This is a genomic window from Microbacterium sp., assembly GCF_035687345.1.
Classification (GTDB): Bacteria; Actinomycetota; Actinomycetes; order Actinomycetales; family Microbacteriaceae; genus Microbacterium.
The window spans coordinates 1-18865 of sequence record NZ_DASRXZ010000028.1; the positions used below are offsets into that span (position 1 = coordinate 1).

The 18865-nt window shown below is 69.6% G+C and carries 20 protein-coding genes; 16 read left to right on the forward strand and 4 right to left on the reverse strand.

Annotated features, from left to right (window positions below; genetic code table 11):
- On the forward strand, positions 1 to 645 hold a 645-nt coding region (gene ddaH / locus VFF97_RS03445; protein WP_325032097.1), incomplete at its 5' end, for a dimethylargininase.
- Between the two features lie 86 nt (positions 646 to 731).
- The gene (gene rocD, locus VFF97_RS03450) at positions 732 to 1922 is read left to right on the forward strand and encodes an ornithine--oxo-acid transaminase (protein ID WP_325032116.1); all 1191 of its coding nucleotides are present in this window, start codon (positions 732 to 734) and stop codon (positions 1920 to 1922) included.
- A 17-nt stretch (positions 1923 to 1939) separates the two neighbouring features.
- Here rocD and dinB read toward each other — a convergent pair whose 3' ends face one another.
- Entirely contained in the window at positions 1940 to 3136 is a 1197-nt protein-coding gene (gene dinB / locus VFF97_RS03455; RefSeq protein WP_325032098.1) for a DNA polymerase IV, read from the reverse strand.
- A 119-nt stretch (positions 3137 to 3255) separates the two neighbouring features.
- Here dinB and VFF97_RS03460 point away from each other — a divergent pair, with 119 nt between their 5' ends.
- Positions 3256 to 3420, forward strand: a complete 165-nt coding sequence (locus VFF97_RS03460) for a hypothetical protein (RefSeq protein ID WP_325032099.1) — start codon at positions 3256 to 3258, stop codon at positions 3418 to 3420.
- Between the two features lie 12 nt (positions 3421 to 3432).
- Here the strand turns inward: VFF97_RS03460 and VFF97_RS03465 are convergent, their stop codons facing one another.
- Positions 3433 to 3873: a nuclear transport factor 2 family protein gene (locus VFF97_RS03465; RefSeq protein WP_325032100.1), complete on the reverse strand. Its 441-nt coding sequence runs from the start codon at positions 3871 to 3873 to the stop codon at positions 3433 to 3435.
- Between the two features lie 41 nt (positions 3874 to 3914).
- Between VFF97_RS03465 and VFF97_RS03470 the strand changes: the two genes are divergently transcribed.
- The gene (locus tag VFF97_RS03470; RefSeq protein WP_325032101.1) at positions 3915 to 4403 is read left to right on the forward strand and encodes a MarR family winged helix-turn-helix transcriptional regulator; all 489 of its coding nucleotides are present in this window, start codon (positions 3915 to 3917) and stop codon (positions 4401 to 4403) included.
- A gap of 18 nt (positions 4404 to 4421) precedes the next feature.
- Here the strand turns inward: VFF97_RS03470 and VFF97_RS03475 are convergent, their stop codons facing one another.
- Positions 4422 to 6266, reverse strand: coding sequence for a phosphoenolpyruvate carboxykinase (GTP) (locus VFF97_RS03475; RefSeq protein WP_325032102.1), 1845 nt, complete (start codon positions 6264 to 6266; stop codon positions 4422 to 4424).
- 118 nt (positions 6267 to 6384) lie between these two features.
- Here VFF97_RS03475 and VFF97_RS03480 point away from each other — a divergent pair, with 118 nt between their 5' ends.
- The 4 genes from VFF97_RS03480 to VFF97_RS03495 all read left to right on the forward strand — a co-directional run bounded on the left by VFF97_RS03480 (position 6385) and on the right by VFF97_RS03495 (position 10055).
- Entirely contained in the window at positions 6385 to 6936 is a 552-nt protein-coding gene (locus VFF97_RS03480; protein ID WP_325032103.1) for a helix-turn-helix domain-containing protein, read from the forward strand.
- Positions 6933 to 7619 carry a hypothetical protein gene (locus VFF97_RS03485; protein ID WP_325032104.1) on the forward strand — a complete coding sequence of 229 codons (687 nt, stop codon included), beginning with the start codon at positions 6933 to 6935 and terminating at the stop codon, positions 7617 to 7619. Before VFF97_RS03480 ends, VFF97_RS03485 begins: the two co-directional genes overlap by 4 nt.
- An 85-nt stretch (positions 7620 to 7704) precedes the next feature.
- Entirely contained in the window at positions 7705 to 8526 is an 822-nt protein-coding gene (locus VFF97_RS03490) for an IclR family transcriptional regulator (RefSeq protein ID WP_325032105.1), read from the forward strand.
- Positions 8527 to 8588: 62 nt separating this feature from the next.
- Positions 8589 to 10055 carry a glycosyltransferase family 39 protein gene (locus tag VFF97_RS03495; protein WP_325032106.1) on the forward strand — a complete coding sequence of 489 codons (1467 nt, stop codon included), beginning with the start codon at positions 8589 to 8591 and terminating at the stop codon, positions 10053 to 10055.
- A gap of 109 nt (positions 10056 to 10164) precedes the next feature.
- Here the strand turns inward: VFF97_RS03495 and VFF97_RS03500 are convergent, their stop codons facing one another.
- Positions 10165 to 11781, reverse strand: a complete 1617-nt coding sequence (locus VFF97_RS03500) for an AMP-binding protein (protein ID WP_325032107.1) — start codon at positions 11779 to 11781, stop codon at positions 10165 to 10167.
- A 187-nt stretch (positions 11782 to 11968) separates the two neighbouring features.
- On the opposite strand from VFF97_RS03500, the gene VFF97_RS03505 reads away from it, so the two are divergent.
- From VFF97_RS03505 to VFF97_RS03540, 8 genes are all read left to right on the forward strand, one after another.
- Complete coding sequence (locus VFF97_RS03505) at positions 11969 to 12505, forward strand: UGSC family (seleno)protein (protein ID WP_325032108.1); 537 nt, start codon at positions 11969 to 11971, stop codon at positions 12503 to 12505.
- A gap of 1 nt (position 12506) precedes the next feature.
- Positions 12507 to 13616 (forward strand): hypothetical protein, encoded by a 1110-nt coding sequence (locus VFF97_RS03510; RefSeq protein ID WP_325032109.1) that lies wholly within the window; start codon positions 12507 to 12509, stop codon positions 13614 to 13616.
- Complete coding sequence (locus VFF97_RS03515) at positions 13613 to 13867, forward strand: hypothetical protein (protein WP_325032110.1); 255 nt, start codon at positions 13613 to 13615, stop codon at positions 13865 to 13867. The genes VFF97_RS03510 and VFF97_RS03515 overlap by 4 nt, the downstream gene beginning before the upstream one ends.
- Before the next feature lie 79 nt (positions 13868 to 13946).
- Positions 13947 to 15230, forward strand: a complete 1284-nt coding sequence (locus tag VFF97_RS03520) for an aconitase X catalytic domain-containing protein (protein WP_325032111.1) — start codon at positions 13947 to 13949, stop codon at positions 15228 to 15230.
- Entirely contained in the window at positions 15227 to 15643 is a 417-nt protein-coding gene (locus VFF97_RS03525; RefSeq protein ID WP_325032112.1) for an aconitase X swivel domain-containing protein, read from the forward strand. The genes VFF97_RS03520 and VFF97_RS03525 overlap by 4 nt, the downstream gene beginning before the upstream one ends.
- Positions 15644 to 15802: 159 nt before the next feature.
- Positions 15803 to 16855 (forward strand): ABC transporter substrate-binding protein, encoded by a 1053-nt coding sequence (locus VFF97_RS03530; RefSeq protein WP_325032113.1) that lies wholly within the window; start codon positions 15803 to 15805, stop codon positions 16853 to 16855.
- Positions 16856 to 16933: 78 nt separating this feature from the next.
- Positions 16934 to 17770, forward strand: coding sequence for an ABC transporter ATP-binding protein (locus VFF97_RS03535; protein WP_325032114.1), 837 nt, complete (start codon positions 16934 to 16936; stop codon positions 17768 to 17770).
- Between the two features lie 2 nt (positions 17771 to 17772).
- Positions 17773 to 18570: an ABC transporter permease gene (locus VFF97_RS03540; RefSeq protein ID WP_325032115.1), complete on the forward strand. Its 798-nt coding sequence runs from the start codon at positions 17773 to 17775 to the stop codon at positions 18568 to 18570.
- Positions 18571 to 18865: the final 295 nt, after the last annotated feature.

The following is an 18865-nucleotide window of genomic DNA, read 5'->3' on the forward strand; positions in this document are numbered from 1 at the left end:
CCGGGCCTGCCCGACATGGTCTACACGGCCAACGGCGGCTTCGTGATCGACGGCGTCGCCTACGGCGCCAAGTTCCGCTTCCAGGAGCGCGTGCCCGAGGCGCCCGCGTTCATGGAGTGGTTCCGCGAGAACGGCTTCGAGGTCGTCGAACCGCGCGAGGTCAACGAGGGCGAGGGTGACTTCCTTCTCGTCGGCGACACGATCCTCGCCGGCACCGGCTTCCGCTCGACGGGCGACAGCCACCGTGAGGTGGGCGAGGTCTTCGACAAGGAGGTCGTCTCGCTCAACCTGGTCGACCCGCGCTTCTATCACCTCGACACCGCGATCTCGGTGCTCGACCCTGTTCAGGGCCCGGGCGGCGTCGAGCGTGCGAACATCGCCTACCTGCCGAGCGCGTTCGACGAGCGCAGCCAGGCGATCCTCGCCGAGCGCTACCCCGAGGCGATCCTCGTCGACGACGCGGACGGCGCCGTGTTCGGGCTCAACTCGGCGAGCGACGGCCTGAACGTGTTCATCTCGCCGCGTGCCAAGGGCTTCGAGGCACAGCTGCGCGAGCGCGGGTACAACCCGGTGCTCGTCGACCTGTCCGAACTGCTCCTGGGCGGCGGCGGCATCAAGTGCTGCACGCTCGAGCTGCGACGATGACGGGAGCGGTCATGTCCGCACACTTCGACAAGCTCAGTGACCGGGCCGACAAGCTCAGTGACCGGGTGACGCTCGACACCGGCACGATGCGCATCATCGGCGCGGAAGAGCAGCACGTCGCGCACAACTATCACCCGCTCCCCGTGGTCATCTCGCGGGGCGAGGGCGCGTGGGTGACGGATGTCGAGGGCAAGCGCTACCTCGACCTGCTGTCGGCGTACTCGGCGCTGAACTTCGGGCACCGGCATCCGGCCATCGTCGCCGCCGCGCGCGAACAGCTCGACCGGCTCACGCTCACGAGCCGGGCGTACCACAACGACCGCCTCGGAACCTTCGCCGCCGCGCTCGCGAAGCTGTGCGGCAAGGACCTGGTGCTCCCGATGAACACGGGCGCCGAGGCTGTCGAGACCGGCATCAAGGTGGCGCGCGCGTGGGGCTACCGCGTGAAGGGAATCGCACCGGATGCCGCGACCATCGTCGTCGCGAACGGCAACTTCCACGGCCGCACCACGACGATCGTCGGCTTCAGCGACGACCCGCAGGCGCACGACGACTTCGGCCCGTACGCGCCGGGATTCGTGTCGGTCGCGTTCGGCGACGCATCCGCGATCGAGGCGGCCATCACGCCCGAGACCGCCGCGGTGCTCATCGAGCCGATCCAGGGTGAGGCCGGCGTCGTCATCCCGCCCGAGGGCTACCTGCGCGAGGTGCGCGAGATCTGCACACGCCACAACGTGCTGTTCATCGCGGATGAGATCCAGTCCGGTCTCGGCCGCGTGGGCGAGACGTTCGCGTGCGACCGCGAGGGCGTCGTGCCCGACATCTACCTGCTCGGCAAGGCGCTCGGCGGCGGGATCCTGCCTCTGTCGGCGGTCGTGGCGAACGCGGATGTGCTCGGCGTGATCCAGCCGGGCGAGCATGGCTCGACCTTCGGCGGCAACCCGCTCGCGGCCGCGGTCGGGGAGCGCGTCGTCGAGATGCTGTCGACGGGCGAGTTCCAGCGCCGCGCGGCCGCGCTGGGCGAGCACCTGGAGGCGCGCCTCGAGGAGCTCGTCGGTCACGGCGTCACGGGCTTCCGCATCGCGGGCCTGTGGGCGGGCATCGACATCGATCCGTCGGTCGGCACGGGCCGCGAGGTGGCGGAGCGGATGCTGGCGCGCGGCGTGCTCGTGAAGGACACGCACGGCCAGACGATCCGCATCGCGCCCCCGCTCGTGGTGCGGGCCACGGAGCTGGACTGGGCGGTCGAGCAGCTCAAGCTCGTCCTCGAGGGCTGACCCCGGCGGCTGCCCGGTCACTCGTGCTCGGGCAGCACCGGCGTCGACCAGCCGGGGTCGCGGCCGAGTTGCGCCGCACGGGCGACCGAGGTCGCCCCGAACTTGTCGCGCACCGCGTCGAGCACGGTGTCGAGGCGGAGCCCGTCGTCCCAGTCGATCGGCAGTTCCGGCTGAGTGCTGTCGAGGCGGCCCAACTGCGACAGCGAGACGCCGATGAGGGTGATGCCGCGCTCCGCGATCACCGGCAGCGCCGCGTCGAGCAGTCCTCGCGCGACCATGAGCAGCACCGCGGTTCGGTCGGTCGGAGCGCGCAGTGTGCGTGACCGGGTCGCCTTCGCGAAGTCGCCGTAGCGCAGGCGCAGCACGACGGTGCGGCACACCCTGTCGCGGTCGCGCAGCCGTCGTGCGAGCCGGTCGACGATCTGCGTGAGGAAGAGATCCAGCTCCTCGGGTGTGCGCGGGCGGGTGCCGAGCGCGCGTTGCGAGCCGATCGACCCGCGGCGCCGCGTCGTGTCGACGGGGCGCGGATCGCGAAGGCGGGCGAGCGCGTGGAGGTGCGCGCCGGCAGCCTTCCCCAAGAGGCGCTCGGCAGTCGCGGCCTCGAGCTCCGCGAGCTGACCGACGGTGCGGATGCCGAGGCGGTGCAGCTTGTCGGCGGTGACCGCACCCACGCCCCACAGCCGCTCCACCGGAAGCGGCAGCAGGAACGCCTCCTCATGCTCGGGCTCGACCACGAGCGGGCCGTCCGGCTTGCTCACGGCGCTCGCGACCTTCGCGAGGAACTTGGTCCGCGCGATCCCGACCGAGATCGGGAGGCCCACTTCCGCGCGCACCCGCCGGCGCAGGCCCACGGCGATCTGCTCGGGCGTTCCGGCGATCCGTCGCAGTCCGCCGACCTCGAGGAACGCCTCGTCGATCGACAGCCCTTCGACGAGCGGAGTCGTGTCGCGGAAGATCTCGTACACGGCCTTGCTGGCGGCGGAGTACGCCTCCATGCGAGGTGGGACGACGACCGCATCCGGACACAGCTCCAGCGCTTGTCGTCCGCCCATCGCGGTGCGCACGCCGCGCCGCTTCGCCTCGTAACTCGCGGCGAGCACCACACCGCCGCCGACGATGACGGGCCGCCCGCGCAATTCCGGCGCATCGCGTTGCTCGACCGAGGCGTAGAACGCGTCGAGGTCGGCGTGCAGCACGGTCGCCTCGCCCCGCATCCGTCTCCTCCTGCCGATCCGCCTGTGCGGATCGTCGCACGTACCGGGGACACGCCGTCGACGTTGTGGGCGGGGCCCGCCTGCCCGTAGGTTTCGGGGAACACACGACGGGAGTCGCGATGGCCGAGAAGGCTTCGATCCGGCAGAGGATCGCCCGGTGGTTCCGCCCCGAGCGCGAGACGTACGAGACCCGGCGATCCCGCGCCGACGAGCCCGGTGACCGTCCGAACGATCAGTTCAACGAGCCGACCGACCAGCGTCGCGCGGGATGGTCAGGCTGGTGAGGCCGTCGCCCTTCACGCCGGGGCAGAGGTGAACGGCGCGTAGCAGTCGTACGTCTCGTGGCGCACGATCGCGCCGTCGTGCACGGTGAGCATCGCTGCGACGTGGGCGATGAGCTCCTGGCCTTCGCGGAACGGGCCGGCGGATGCCCCGATCACCCCCCGCCACGTCGCCCGAGCCGCCGCGCGCTCGCCGTCGACGAGGACGTCGTGCACCGCGAACTCCTGCTCGCGCAGCAGCGCTTTGCCCCGGCCGAATCCCTCGATCGTCTGCGCGAGGTCGCGCGTCGCACCGGTGGGGACGAGGGCGTTCGGGTGTTCGACGATCACGACGTCGGGCGCGAGCACGGAGCGCAGGTCCTCCTCGGTGGAGGACAGGTCCGACACGATCCGGTAGTAGCGGCGCACGACCTCTTCGACGTCGGTGCGCTGTTGCAGCATCCGCTCTGTGGTCATGTCGTCAGTATTGCACAACCATAGTTGTGTAATCTAGGAACATGACGTCGACGGACGCCCCCGTCTCTGCAGACGACCTCGACACCGCCACCCTCCTGTCGCTCGCCGGGTCGCTCGTCGAGCGGGCCGTCGTCGAGGCGGTGCGCGCCCGGGGATACGAGGTGACGCGCGCGCACGGGTACGTGTTCCAGCGGCTGCTCGCGGGGGACCAGACGATCACGGCGCTGGCCGTCGACCTGCGCATCACCCAGCAGGGCGCGTCGAAGCACGTCGCCGAGCTCGAGCGGCTCGGCCTGGTGTCGCGACGCGTGTCGCCCGACGATCGTCGCGCGCGGATCGTCGGGCTGACGGATGCCGGACGCGAGGTCATCGACGCCGCGAGGCGCGCACGGGCTCAGTTCGAGGAGCGCGTGCGGTCGATCGTCGGCGACGAGTTGCTCGCGGCGACGCGTCGCGCGCTCGCCCTGGTGCTGGACGACGCCGGCACGTCGGCGCACATCCCCGACCGGAGCATCCCGCTCGAGGATTGACCGCCGGGCGGCTGCGGGTCACGTCGGGTCGTAGTTCATCTCCCACTGCTTCGGCGAGCGCCACAGCGCGCTCGTCGTGAGGGAGCGGATCATCTCCATCTCCTTCGGCAGACGCGTGTAGAGCTTCATGAAGAGCTCTTCGACGTCGAGCAGCTCGGCGGTCCAGTCGCGGCGGTTGATCGCCATGCACGCGAAGAAGTCCTCCTCCGAGAAGTCGAGGCCGTCCCAGTCGATGTCCTCGTAACGGGGCATCCACCCGAGGGGGCTCTCGATCGCCATCGCCTTGCCGCGCGAGCGCGCGACGATCCACTGCAGGATGCGCATGTTCTCGCCGAACCCGGGCCACAGGAAGTCGCCGTCGGCGTCGCGGCGGAACCAGTTCACCTCGAAGATGCGCGGTGCGTTGCGCACCTTCCGCCCCAGCGCGAGCCAATGGTTGATGTAGTCGCCCATGTGATAGCCGGCGAACGGCAGCATCGCGAACGGGTCGCGGCGCACCACTCCCTGCTTGCCGAACGCGGCCGCGGTCGTCTCGGAGCCCATCGTGGCGGCCATGTACACGCCGAACGCCCAGTTGAAGCTCTGCACCACGAGCGGGATCGTGCCGGCGCGGCGACCACCGAAGATGAACGCGCGCAACGGCACGCCCTGCGGGTCGTCCCACGCTTCGTCGAGCGCCGGGTTCAGTGCCGCGGGTGAGGTGAAGCGAGAGTTCGGATGCGCCGCCTTCGTGCCCGACTCGGGTGTCCAGTCGTTCCCCTGCCAGTCGATCGCGTGGGCGGGCGGCGGGCCGTCCATGCCCTCCCACCAGACGTCGCCGTCGTCGGTGAGGGCGACGTTCGTGAAGATCGTGTCGGAGCGCATCGACTCCATCGCGTTCGGGTTCGTCGAGTACGACGTGCCGGGAGCCACGCCGAAGTATCCCGCCTCGGGGTTGATCGCGACGAGCGTTCCGTCCTCGCGCGGCTTGATCCAGGCGATGTCGTCGCCGACCGTCGTGACCTTCCACCCCTTCTCGGCGATCGCTTTCGGAGGGACGAGCATCGCGAAGTTCGTCTTGCCGCACGCGCTCGGGAAGGCGGCCGCGACATACGTCTTCTCGCCCTCGGGATCGGTCACGCCCAGGATGAGCATGTGCTCGGCGAGCCACCCGTCATCGCGGGCCATCGTCGACGCGATGCGCAGGGCGAGGCACTTCTTGCCGAGCAGCGCGTTGCCGCCGTAGCCCGACCCGTACGACCAGATCTCGCGCGTCTCGGGGAAATGCGCGATGTACTTCTCGTCAGGATTGCAGGGCCACGGGACATCCGCTTCACCCTCTTTCAACGGGGCGCCGACTGTGTGCATGCACGGCACGAACTCGCCTTCGGTCCCGAGCGCTTCGGCGGCGGCGCGACCCATGCGGGTCATGATCTTCATGCTCACGACCACGTACGGCGAGTCCGTGATCTGCACGCCGAGCTGCGCGATGGGTGAGCCGATCGGGCCCATGCTGAACGGGACCACGTACATCGTGCGGCCCGCCATCGACCCGCTGAAGAGGTCGCGGAGGATCCCCTTCATCTTCTTCGGCTCCATCCAGTTGTTGGTGGGCCCGGCGTCGTCCTCGCTGCGTGCGCAGATGAACGTGCGCTCCTCCACGCGCGCGACATCGCTCTCGTCGCTGCGCGCGAGGAAGCTGCGCGGGCGCTTCTCAGGATTGAGCCGGATGAACGTCCCGGCCTCGACGAGCTCCTCGCAGAGGCGGTCGTACTCCTCCTCCGACCCGTCGCACCAGTGGATGTCGGCAGGCGTGCAGAGTTCGGCCATCTTCTCCACCCATGCGACGAGCTCGGGATGCGTGACCCAGTCCGGTGTGCTCATGGTTCGAGCATGCCCCGGGACCCCGGCGTACACCAGGCGCTTGACTGGACAGTGGGACACATGGCGGTCAGTCGCGCGTGCTCGCGTTTGATTATCGAATCTGATAACATTCCAAACTATGGGAACAAATGAGCGCGCAGCCGACGTGCTGCTGCATCCGCAGCGTCTCGCGATCGTGCGGGCGCTGGCGGGCGTGCAGCTCACGACGAAGGAGCTCGCCGAACGGGTGAGCGACATCCCGCAGGCCACGCTGTACCGCCACCTCGGGCTTCTCCTGGACGCGGGGATCATCGCCGTCGTCTCGGAGCGGAAGGTTCGGGGCACCGCCGAGCGCACGTACGCGATCGGCTCGCAGGCGATCCTCTCGCAGGAGGCGTTCGAGCAGGCCACCCCCGAAGACCACTTCCGATACTTCGCGACGTACATCGGCGGTCTGCTCGACGAGTTCGGCCGGTACCTGCAGCGGCCGACCGTGGACCTCGCGAAGGACGGCGTCGGCTATCGCGAGGTCGTGCTCCACCTCACCGACGACGAGCTCCGAGACCTGCTGACGGAGATCCGGGCGGCGATCGCCGCGCGCGCCGACAACGACCTGACACCCGACCGAACACCCCGCTTGATCTCGACCGTGACGATCCCGGTCGACCGAAAGACAGGAGATCCCGAATGACCGCCGTCCTCGCTCCGCAGCAGCAGGCAGCCCGCATCCGTCTCACGGCGCTCGCCCTCGTGCCCGCGCCGATCGCCGCGCTCGCGGTGATGCTCGCCGTCACCGGCGCACCCCTGCTGTGGCCGATGCTCATCGGCGCCGGCGGATGGCTCGCCGCCCTCGTGCTGCGGCAGCCGGTCGCACTGATCGCGAGCCGTCGTCTGAGCCAGGACGCGACGGCGCGTCTCGTCGGCTGGTTCTCGGGGCCCGCGGAGGAGATCGTGCGGGTCATCCTCGTGCTGCTGACCGTCCACGCGGTGCAGGAGGCGGCGTGGTTCGGCTACGGCTGGGCGACCATCGAAGTCGTCATCATCGCCGTGAACGTCCTCGCGATCGCCGGGCTCATGACCAAGGACGACCCGAAGTCCATCGAGGCGCGGGAGCTCCTCGAGTCGCAGGGCATGCTCAAGACGCAGAACCCGCTGTGGTCGCTGCTCGAGCGCCTGAGCGCGACAGCACTGCACCTCGGCTTCACGCTGCTGCTGTTCGCGCAGCCGTGGCTCGTGCTCGCCACGATCCCGGCGCACTCGCTCACCAACATGCTCGCGGTGAAGTTCGGCAAGACGCACCTCGTCCTGACCGAGCTCGGCCTCGCGCTCGCCGGTGCCCTCGTGCTCGCACTCGGCATCCTCGCCGTCGCCTGACGCTCCGGCCCCGGGGAGCATCGGTCACGTTCGCTCGGCCATCCGCACGCGCCACCCACCCTTTCCGCTGGGCGATAATCGTCGGGTGGCCGAGCGAATCGACGATGATGCTCCCGAGGGCGAAGAGACCGCGGATGCGGCATCCGAGCTGCCCAAGTCGGTCATCGACCGCGCGTTCCTGATCCTCGGCACGTTCCAGGGCGGCCGGGTGCGCCAGTCGCTCTCCGACATCAGCCGCCGCACGGGCCTCCCCATCGCGACGTGCTACCGGATCGTGCAGCGCCTCGCCGAGTGGGGTGCCCTCGAACGCGACGGCGAGAGCCGCTACCGCATCGGCCTGCGGCTGTGGGAGGTCGCATCGCTCGCGCCGCGGTCGGTGGGGCTGCAGCGCCTCGCGCGACCCTTCATGCAGGACCTCTACGAGACCACCGGATACGCATCGCACCTCGCGATCCGCGAGGGCACCGAGCTCGTGTCGATCGACCGGTTCCAGAGCCCGCGGCGGCGCGTGAGGCGGCCGCTCGTGGGCGGGCGGTACCCGCTGCACGCGACCGCGATCGGGCAGGTGCTGCTCGCGCACGCGCCCGACGACATCCGCGAAGAGGTGCTGAGCGGCCCGCTCGAGGCCTTCACGACGAACACCTACACCCGCCGCGAAGACCTCGAGAAGGCGCTGGACGACATCCGCCGCCAGGGCTTCGCGGTGAGCGATCGGCAGGTCGACCTCATCCACATCGGCGTCGCCGCACCGGTGTGGGGCACCGAGGGGCACGTCGTCGCCGCCGTGTCGCTCGCCCTCACCGAGGCCGACGTCGACGGCAAGAACATGGTGCACCTCGTGCGCATCACCGCGAACGGCATCTCGCGCGCGCTGCGCGAAGCGGGCTACGTCGACGCCGCGGGCTGACACGGATGCCGCATCCGCAGCTCGCGGATGAGAGCGTCCGCGCGTCTCGATAGCGTGGCGTCGTGACCGCCCTCGACGAACCGCGAACCGTGGCGCGGCCGCGCCTCGCCACAGCCCCCGTCGTCGCGGCGATGGTGGCGCTCGCCGTCGTGCTCGCGCTCACGTCGTCGCAATACGGCTACCACCGCGACGAGCTGTACTTCCGCATGCTCGAACCGGCGTGGGGCTACACCGACCAGCCGCCGCTGACGCCGCTCATCGCCCGCGTGTCGATCGCGCTGTTCGGCGACTCGGTGACCGCGCTGCGCGTGTTCCCGTTGCTGTTCGCCGTGGCATCCGTCCTTCTTCTCGCGCTCGTCGCGCGTGAAGTCGGCGGCGGGCGCCTCGCGCAGGCGCTGACGGCGTGGGGCATGGCGGGCGCGACGCTCACGCTCATGTTCGGTCACCTGCTGCTGACCGCGAGTCTCGACCTCGTGGTGTGGCCTGCGGCCCTGCTGTTCGCGATCCGCGCGGTGCTGCGCGACGACGGACGGTGGTGGCTCGCGGCCGGCGCGGTCGTCGGCGCGAGCACGTTCAACAAGCTGCTCATCGTGATCCTCATGGTGGGGATCGCCGCGGGCCTCGCGATCTTCGGCCCGCGGCGCTGGTTCGCGTCGGCCTGGCTGTGGGGTGGCGTCGCCCTTGCGGGGCTGCTCGCCGTGCCCAACGCCGTCTACCAGATCACGCACGGGTGGCCGCAGCTCGCGATGGGCGCGGCCCTGAGCGAGAACAACGCCGACGAGGTGCGCATCCTCATGTGGCCGATGCTCATCCTGCTCGTCGGCCCCGTGCTGGCGGTCTTCTGGGTGACGGCCCTCATCGGCGTCTTCCGCCAGCCGGCGTGGCGACGCCTGCGGTTCCTCGTCGTGACCTTCGTCGTCGTGGTCGTGTTCGTCTTCGTCGCCGGAGCGCAGTTCTACTACACCGCCGGAGTGCTCGCGGTGCTGACCGCGATCGGGTCGGTGCTCGTCGCGGAGTGGTGTCGCACCCGCGCGCGGCGCATTCTCGTCTTCGCGCTGCTCGCGGTGAACGCGCTCACGTGCGCCGTCGCGGCGCTGCCCGTCCTGCCCGTGCGCGTCGCGGGAGAGGTCGGGGTGGCGTCGATCAACTCGGCCGTCGCGGATCAGGTGGGCTGGGAGCGGTACACCGAACAGGTGACGGATGCCGCGGCATCCGTCGACGCGATCATCACGTCCAACTACGGAGAGGCCGGCGCGCTGGACCGCTTCGGCGTCGACCTGCCGCCCGTCTACAGCGGGCACAACGCGCTCGGCGACCTCGGACCGCCCCCGGACGACGTCGAGACGGTCCTCGTCGTCGGCTGGCAGGGGCGGTGGATGGACCGCATCTTCGAGCGCTGCGACGTCGTCGGCACGCTCGACAACGGGGTCGGGGTCGACAACGAGGAGGAAGGCGCACCGCTCACGGTGTGCACGGGGCCCGAGGCGCCGTGGGACGAGCTGTGGGAGCGGATCCGGCACCTCGACTGAGCGGTTGCCGCCGCGGAGGCCGTCGCAAGGCGAGGGGATGTCGCGAGGCGAGGGGATCCGGGCCCCAGAAGCCCTCGTTCCGCGAGAAGCCCTCGTTCCGCGAGAATCCTCAGCCGGCCGCGGCGAGCCTCGCGCGGCGTTCGAGCTCGGCCGTGGCATCCGCCTTCACCTTCTCGAGCACCACCTTGCCGGTGGGGGAGCGCTCGAGACTCGGGCGCACGAACACGTGCCGCGGCTTCTTGTACCCGGCGAGGCGCTCGTCGACGAACGCGAGCAGCGCGGGCACGTCGATCTCGGCGCCCGAGGCGGGTGCGATCATCGCCGACACCACTTCGCCGAAACGACGGTCGGGCAGGCCGAACACGACGGCGTCGTCCACATCCGGATGCGCCAGCAGCACCTCCTCGACCTCGGCGGGGAACACCTTCTCGCCGCCCGTGTTGACCACCGCCGCGAGGCGGCCGAGCAGCTCGATCGTGCCGTCGCCGCGCGCGCGGGCCCAGTCGCCCGGGATGACGTAGCGGTGGCCGCGGATCTCACGGAACGTCTTCGCTGTCTTCTCGGGGTCGCGGTAGTAGCCGCGCGGGAGGATTCCCCGGTACGCGAGCAGTCCGAGGGCGCCGGGCTCGACGGTGATCTCCTTGAAGTCCTCGTCGAGCAGCACCGCGTCGGGCGTGAGCACGAAGCGGGCGGGGAGGTCGTCGGCATGCTTCGTGATGCCGAAGGCGAACGGTCCGCCCTCGCTCGAGGCGAGCAGATCGACGATCTGCAGGTCGCCGAGCCTGTGCAGCCTGCGCTTGACGTCGTCGCTGAACCTCATGCCCGAGCTGAGGATCGAGTCGACGTGAGGGAGCCCCGCCTCGCGCTCGGCGACCTCGACGAGGGGCAGTGCGACGGCGTCGCCCGCGACGATGAGTCGCGTCGCCTTCACGTCCATCGCGAGGCGGTAGGCGGCCTCGATGTCGAGGCTCGCCTGGGGGAGAAGCGCGATCGTGCCGCCGAGGGCGAGCGTGCCCATCGTGGTGGACTGCGCCGTGCCGTGCAGGAGCGGGCTCAGCGGGAGCGTGGTCACCCGAGGGGTCTCCGGGTCGACCGCGATCGCCACCGCCTCGTCGAGGCTCTCGGGCGGCGTGACGCCGATGATGCCCCACGTCGACTGGCGGCGTGCGGCGAGCAGCGTGTCGAGATCCCACACGACGGCCTTCGGGGCGCCGGTCGTGCCGCCCGTGTACAGGCGCAGGTCGGCGCCCCGGGGCGCCCGCTCGGGGAGCTCGCCGCCCGCCGCGACGATGTCGGCGTAGCGCGTCGCACCCGGCATTTCCTCGCCGCCGTCGTCGACCGTGACGACCTCGATGTCGAGGCCCTCCGCGGCCTCGACCCCGATCGCACCGAGCGAGGTCGGCACGACGAGCACGCGCGCATCCGAGTCGATGAGGAGCGCTCGCACCTCGGACGCCCGGTACCGGTAGTTGATCGCGACCGGCGCGACGCCGATCGCGAGGCAGCCCCACATTACGGTGAGGTGCTCGGGACGGTTGTACAGCAGCAGGGCGACCGCGTCGTGCGGGCGCAGCCCCGACACCTCGGTGAGGTGACGCGCGAACGCCCCGGACTCACGGGCGAACTCCGCCCACGTGAGTCGGCGGTCGCGCGTGACGATCGCGGGCCGGTCGGGTGCGGCCTTCGCGATCCCCCGCCAGAGGTCGCTGTAGTGCGGAACCGTCATGCATTCGCTCCTTCGCGGGCGGCCAGTGCGGACTGCGGCCGGTGTCGTTCCAGCCTCCCGGATCTTCTCGCGGAGTGAGCGCGGCGGGAACGGATTTTTTCGCATGGTGAAATCCGGATGCATCCGTCCGCCGGGCCCGTGGCAGATTGATCGCGCCACCACGGGAACCGCGATGAAGGGTATTCGAATGGTTCAAGAACTCCTGCTCGACCCGACGGGAATGGACGAGCGCGACGCCGACTCGACGCTCTCGCCGCGTCCGGCGAGCCTGCGAGGCCTCACGATCGGGTTGCTCGACAACACCAAGCCGAACGCGACCAACCTGCTTCGCGAGATCGGCGAGGAGCTGCAGCGCAGTTACGGCGCCGGTGAGACGCGCCTGTACACGAAGGACTACTTCGGCACGCCGGCCGCCGACGACCTGATCGCGCAGATCGCCGAGGAGGTCGACGTCGTCGTGACCGCCGTGGGCGACTGCGGGTCGTGCAGCGCCGCGACCGTCGCCGACGGCATCCTGCTCGAGCGCGCGGGCGTTCCGACCGTGAGCATCACGTCGGACTCGTTCTTCGCGTCGGGCCGCGCGATGGCCAAGGTGCAGGGGTTCCCCGGCTTCGACTTCTTCGCGGTGAAGCACCCCGTGGCGAGCCTGAGTGCCGACGAGATCCGCGAGCGTGCGCTCGCGGCGATTCCCGAGGTCGTTCGCATCCTCGGTGTGGAGGAATGACATGAGCATGACCATCGAGAGCGCGCCCCAGGTCGACGTGGAGCGCATCCACGAGGCGCTGGAGTACTACGCGGCCCAGGAGTGGACCGACGGCCTTCCCGTCGTGCCGGTGACCGAGTCGTATCTCGCGGAGTTCCTCGCGGCGACCGACCGCGAGCCCGACGAAGTGCTCTTCCACATCCCGCACCTGAACCGCAGCCTCACGGTGCGCCTCGCGCTCATCAACGCGGCATTGGCCGGATGCCGCCCCGAGTACGTCCCCGTCGTCATCGCCGCGTGGGAGTCGATCGCGAAGGAGCCGCACCCCGCGCGCGGCATCTGGCAGTCCACGACCGGGACGGCGCCGTTCCTCGTGGTGAACGGCCCGATCCGCGACGAGATCGGCCTGAACAGCCAGGGCAACATCTACGGGTCGGGCTTCCGCGCCAACGCGACGATCGGCCGGGCGATCCGCCTCGCCTGCATCAACGTCTTCGGGCTCCACCCGCACAAGCTCGACCAGGCCACGCAGGGCACGCCCGCGAAGTACTCGGCGTGCATCGGCGAGAACGAGGAGCAGAGCCCGTGGGCGCCGTTCCACGTCGACAACGGGTTCGAGGCATCCGACAGCACCGTCACCGCCTACGTCATCCGCTCGGTCATGCACATCGAGGCCCGTCACACGATGGAGCCCGAGCAGCTCGCGGAGGACTTCGCCGACAGCATCCGTCGCACCGGCGCGCTCATCCACGAGTACACGAGTGCGCTGCTCGTGCTCGTGCCCGAGCATGCGGCCGTGTTCGCCGACGCCGGCTGGAGCAAGGAGGACGTCCGCCAGGCGGTGTTCTCGCGCGTCGTGCGCAGCCGCGCCGACCTCGCGGCGGTGGGCAAGGACGCGATCTCGCGCAAGTCGCGGTGGCGCCTGTCGGCCGACCACCCCGACTCGATGCCCGACACGACCTCGGGCGGCGACAACCCCGACGTCGTCCCCCTGATGAGCGCGCCGACGTCGATCCAGATCATCGTGGCGGGAGCGAACAACGCCGGCGTCTCGTCGGTGGTCGAGATCTTCACGCTCAACCCGCCGCGGCTGCACCCCTACTCGATCAGCAGGATCGGAGCACGCTCATGACCGATGAGACCGCGGTCATCGACGTCGACGCGGCACTCAAGGAGTTCCGCGACATGATGGGCGCCGACGGCTACCTGCTGCGGTGGGAGCCGAGTGAAGGCGACCGCATCGTCGTCACGATCGACGCCACCGATGGCGCGTGCGCGGACTGCCTCGTGCCGCTGCCCGTCATGGAGGCGATCATGGCGTCCGCCCTCGAGCCGACGCCGTACACGCTCGATCACGTGGTCCTTCCCGCGACCGACCACTGACCGAGCAGGCGGGGCGACCGGAACACCGGTCGCCCCGCTTCGCTTTCTGCCGCAAGACACCGGAGTCCCGGGAGGAGACATGCACCTCACCGACGAGGAGAAGCGCATGCGCGACGGCGCGGAGGGCGATGCCGTCGCCGCCGCGATGGACCTGCTCATCCGCTACGGCGAAGCCCTCGGCGCCGAGCGACTGTGCGATACGCGCAACGTCGCCGGCACCATGACCCAGCCCTCGCCCGCGAAGGCGAAGCTCGTCGAAGAAGGCGGGTGGGCCAAGGCCTTCGCGGTCATCAACCTCGACTGCGACGACGACATCGACGTGCCGCGGATGCGCGTGCCGACGTGCCAGCTGCAGCACGGCTTCTCGGACGACGCCGCGGGCCTCTCGAAGTACTCGGTCTCGAACATCGAGCTGCAGGGGAGCGCGGAGTCGTACTTCAGCGAGCGAGGTGTGAACATCCTCGCGACCTGCACGCCGTACCAGGTGGGGAACCTTCCCGTGCGCAACGAGCACTGCGCGTGGATGGAGTCGTCGGCGGTGGTCTACTGCAACTCGGTGCTGGGCGCCCGCACGAACTGCGAGGGCGCCGCGTCGACGGGTGCCGCGGGCCTCACGGGCAAGATCCCGTACTGGGGCAACCACGTGCCCGAGAACCGCTTCGCGAACCGTCTCGTGCGCGCCGACGTTCCCGTCGAGTCGTTCCAGGACTGGGGCATGTTCGGCTACTTCGTGGGCGGGCAGGTCGAAGAGGAGAGGCCCGCGGTGATCGGAGCGCTCGCGCAGCCCGACCTCGCGAACCTCAAGCACTTCGGCGCGGCGACCGCGACGTCGGGTGGCGTGGAGATCTACCACATCCCGGGCATCACGCCCGAGGCGCCGAGCCTCGAGGCCGCCTTCGGCGGACGGGCGATCCCGGATGCCGCGACCTACGGCCCCGCCGAGCGCAGAGCCGTCTACGAGACCCTCAACTCGCAGGGCGACTCGGACGACGTGGACTTCATCCTGCTCGGGTGCCCGCACGCGTCGCTCGACCAGATCGCCGAGATCGCGCGGCTGCTCGACGGCAAGCGCCTGCGCGACGGGACGGAGCTGTGGGTCATGACGCCGCGCGCGCTGCGCATCATGGCCGACCGCAACGGCTACACGGAGGCGATCGAGCGCGCGGGCGGAAAGCTCCTCACCGACTCGTGCCCCGCGATGTCGAAAGCGGCCCCCGACGGCGTGCGGGTGTTCGCGACCGACTCGGCGAAGCAGGCGCACTACCTTCCGGCGATCCTCGGCATCGAGGCGTGGTTCGGGACGCTCGAGGAGTGCGTCTCGGCCGCACTCACGGGGAAATGGCGCGGAGAGCTCGCAGCATGACGGGAACGCTCGAATTCCACGGCAGGGGCATCGTGCCCGGCGTCGTCGAGGCCGAGGCACTCGTCACGTCCGAGACGATCTCGGGCTTCGGCGGCATCGACGTCGCGACGGGCACCGTGATCGAGCCTCGGCACGAGCTGTTCGGGGTGTGCTTCACGGGGAAGGTGCTCGTGTTCCCGGGTGCGAAGGGCTCGTCGGGGTGGTCGGGGTTCTTCCAGAGCACGCGGCTGCTCGGCACCGCGCCCGCCGCCTTCGTGTTCAACGTCATGACCACGAAGGCGGCGCTCGGCGCGATCGTCACGCGCATACCGACGGTGGTGGGTGCGGCGCCCGATCCGGTCTCGACGATCCGCACGGGCGACCTCGTGCGGGTCGACGGGGACCGCGGGATCGTGACGGTTCTCTCACGATAAAGGGTTTTCGAAGAATGGAACCCTACGTTGATAGGGATCCGCATCTCGAACACCCTGGAACACCGTCCGCGAAGCCGCGGTCACATGGTTCAGACACAGGAGTCAGACATGAGTTCATCGATCTCCCCCCGGGTCGATCGGCCACGCAAGGCACGTGGAATGCTCCGTGCCGCGGCGTCGCTGATCGCCGCCGGCGCCCTCGCCCTCACGGCGTGCGCCGGCAACACCGCCACGCCGGGCTCCGGCGGCGATGCGGAGGGCGGCGGCGAGAAGCTGCAGAAGATGGTGGTCGTCACCTTCCTGCCGCTCGAGTCGTTCACCTTCACCCCCGAGATGTACGCGTACGCCGGCGGCTACTTCGAGAAGCACGGCCTCGACGTGCAGCTGCAGCCGGTGCAGGGCACCGCGGCGGCGATCCAGACGCTGCTCGGCGGCGCGACCCCGATCACTCGCGCGAGCACGGTCGACGTCTTCCCCGGCATGGAGCAGGGGCAGCCGATCGTGTCCATCGGAACGATGGCGCACAAGTCCAACCTCCGCGTGGTCTCGACCGAGGACAAGCCCGTCGAGAACGTCGACGACATGGTGGGCGAGACGATCGGCATGGGCTCGATCGGCGGCACGAGCGAGAAGATGCTGAACCTCGCGCTCGACGCCGGCGACGTGCCGCGCGAGGAGGTCACGCGCCAGGCGGTGCCGGTTACGGGCGCCACGTACGAGCTCGTGAAGCAGGGCCAGCTCGCCGGCTACATCGTGAGCCTCGACACCTCGATCGCGCTCGGCGCGCAGAACGAGGACGCCGTGATCACGGATGCCGGTCTGGCTGACGCTCCGGACATCCAGACGTGGATCACGACGCAGTCCAATCTCGAAGACCCCGAGAAGCTCGACCAGATCGAGCGCTTCCTCGCCGCGATCAAGGAGGCGACGCAGGCCGTCATCGACGATGCCGAGAACGACTTCGCGAACGTGCTGCAGACCCTCCGCGACAGCGGTGACTTCGAGTTCCCCGCGCTCGAGGACGACTCGATCGCGACGCAGGCCCTCGAGGTCTACACGACGCAGACCTGGGTCGACCCCGACGGCGAACTGGGCCTCCTCGAGAACGACCTGGACGGCTGGGTCGAGGCCTACGAGATCTACGAGAAGTCGGGACTGGTCGAGGGCGGGCAGGACCCGACCGACTGGATCACGAACGACTACCTGCCCTGACGGGCGAAAGGCAGAGGAGGCGGCCCCGACGCGCCACGCCGACGGGCCGCCTCTCCCAACGAGGCAAGGCAGTGAAGCATGAGCAATGAGGCACTGGTGCAGGAGGTGACGCCCGTGACGGCGAGCACCGAGGTCCCGCGCCTGCGGATCGAGGGAATCGGCCGCGACTTCCACACCCGGTCCGGCGTCACCCACGCCGTCTCCGGCATCGACCTGACGATCCAGCGCGGCGAGTTCGTCGCTCTGATCGGACGATCCGGATGCGGCAAGACCACGCTCCTCCGCATGATCGGCGGCCTTCTCGCCCCGACGGCCGGGTCGATCGAGGTCGACGGCCGCCCGCTGTGGCGCGGCAACGGTCAGGTGGACTCGAACGCGATCACGAAGCTGGGCTTCGTCTTCCAGGAGAGCAACCTGTTCCCGTGGTTCTCGGTGCTCGACAACATCGCGCTTCCGATGAAGCTGCGGGGCGTCGGCAAGAAGGAGCGCCGCCGGCGCGCGACCGAGCTCGCGGAGCTCGTGGGCCTCGGCGGATTCGAGAAGTCCTATCCGCGTGAACTGTCGGGCGGCATGCGCCAGCGCGCGGCGATCGCCCGCGCGCTGTCGACCGAGCCCGAGCTGCTGCTCATGGACGAGCCGTTCGGCGCGCTCGACGCGCTCACGCGCGAGCGCATGAACCTCGAGCTTCAGCGCATCGTGCTCGAGACGACCTCGACGGTCGTGTTCGTCACGCACGACATCCCCGAGGCGGTGTTCCTCGCGGACCGCATCGTGCACATGACACCGCGGCCCGGCCGCATCCGTCAGATCCTGCCGGCCGACTTCGCCAAGCCGCGTTCCGTCGATCTGCAGACGACGCCCGAGTTCAACGACATCGTGCGCAAACTCCGCCACGACATCGACGAGGAGGACTGAGCATGTCCCGCGCGCGAATGATGAAGCTCCTGCCGTGGATCGTCACGCCCTCGCTGGTCGTCCTGATCATCGTCGCGTGGCAGGTCATCGTCACGGCCCTCAACGTGAACCCGTTCATCTTCCCGCCGCCGGGCGACGTGTGGGCGGCGTTCGTCTCGCTCCTGAACGACCCGCGCATCTGGGCGGCGACGGGTGTGACGGTGAGCGAGATCCTGATCGGCTTCCTCATCGCGGTCGTCGTCGGCCTCGTGGTCGGTGTCGTCCTCGGCAAGCTGCCGTGGCTCGAGGTGAGCCTGCGGCCGCTCATCGTCATCGCGCAGGTGGCCCCGAAGGTGGCCTTCGTGCCGCTGTTCGTCATCTGGTTCGGATTCGGGCTCACGTCCAAGATCGTCCTGTCGGCGCTGCTCGCGTTCTTCCCGATCATGCTGAACGTGCTGCTCGGGGTCCGCTCGGTCGAGCAAGGACACCGCGAGGTGATGCAGAGCCTCAACGCGACGACCTGGCAGCGGTTCGTGCAGCTCGACATGCGCAGCCTCCAGCCCTACCTGTTCGCGGGCATGGAGGTCGGCATCGTGCTCGCGACGATCGGCGCGATCGTGGGCGAATACCTCGGCGGCAACAACGGACTCGGAAACATGGTCGTCTCGGCCATGAACGCGCTCGATGCCGCGATGACGTTCGCGCTCATCATCTGGCTGTCGATCCTGGGGCTCGTGCTGTACCTCATCGTGAATGAGCTCAAGCGCTTCTTCATCCCGTGGCACGAGTCGGTCTACGGCCTGCGCACAGCGACCGCCTGACGCCCCTCCCCGACCGCAGAACGCCGCTTCCGTCACCGGCGGGGCGGCGCTTCTGCGTGGCGGAAAACAGTTTCAGGCTCACTGAATGAGAGTGCAGGCGGACGCTTTGCGTACTGATGGACGCACAGCGTTGCGTTTGTACGCATTGTGTGAAAGCATCTCGTTCGTCCCGACTCGCTTGAGAGCTCGAACTGGCAATGGAGGCAGTCATGAAGGCTTTGCGCACCCGAGCGTCGTTCCTCATCGGAATCGGCGCGGTCCTGACCCTGGGTCTCACCGCCTGCGGCGGCGGTGG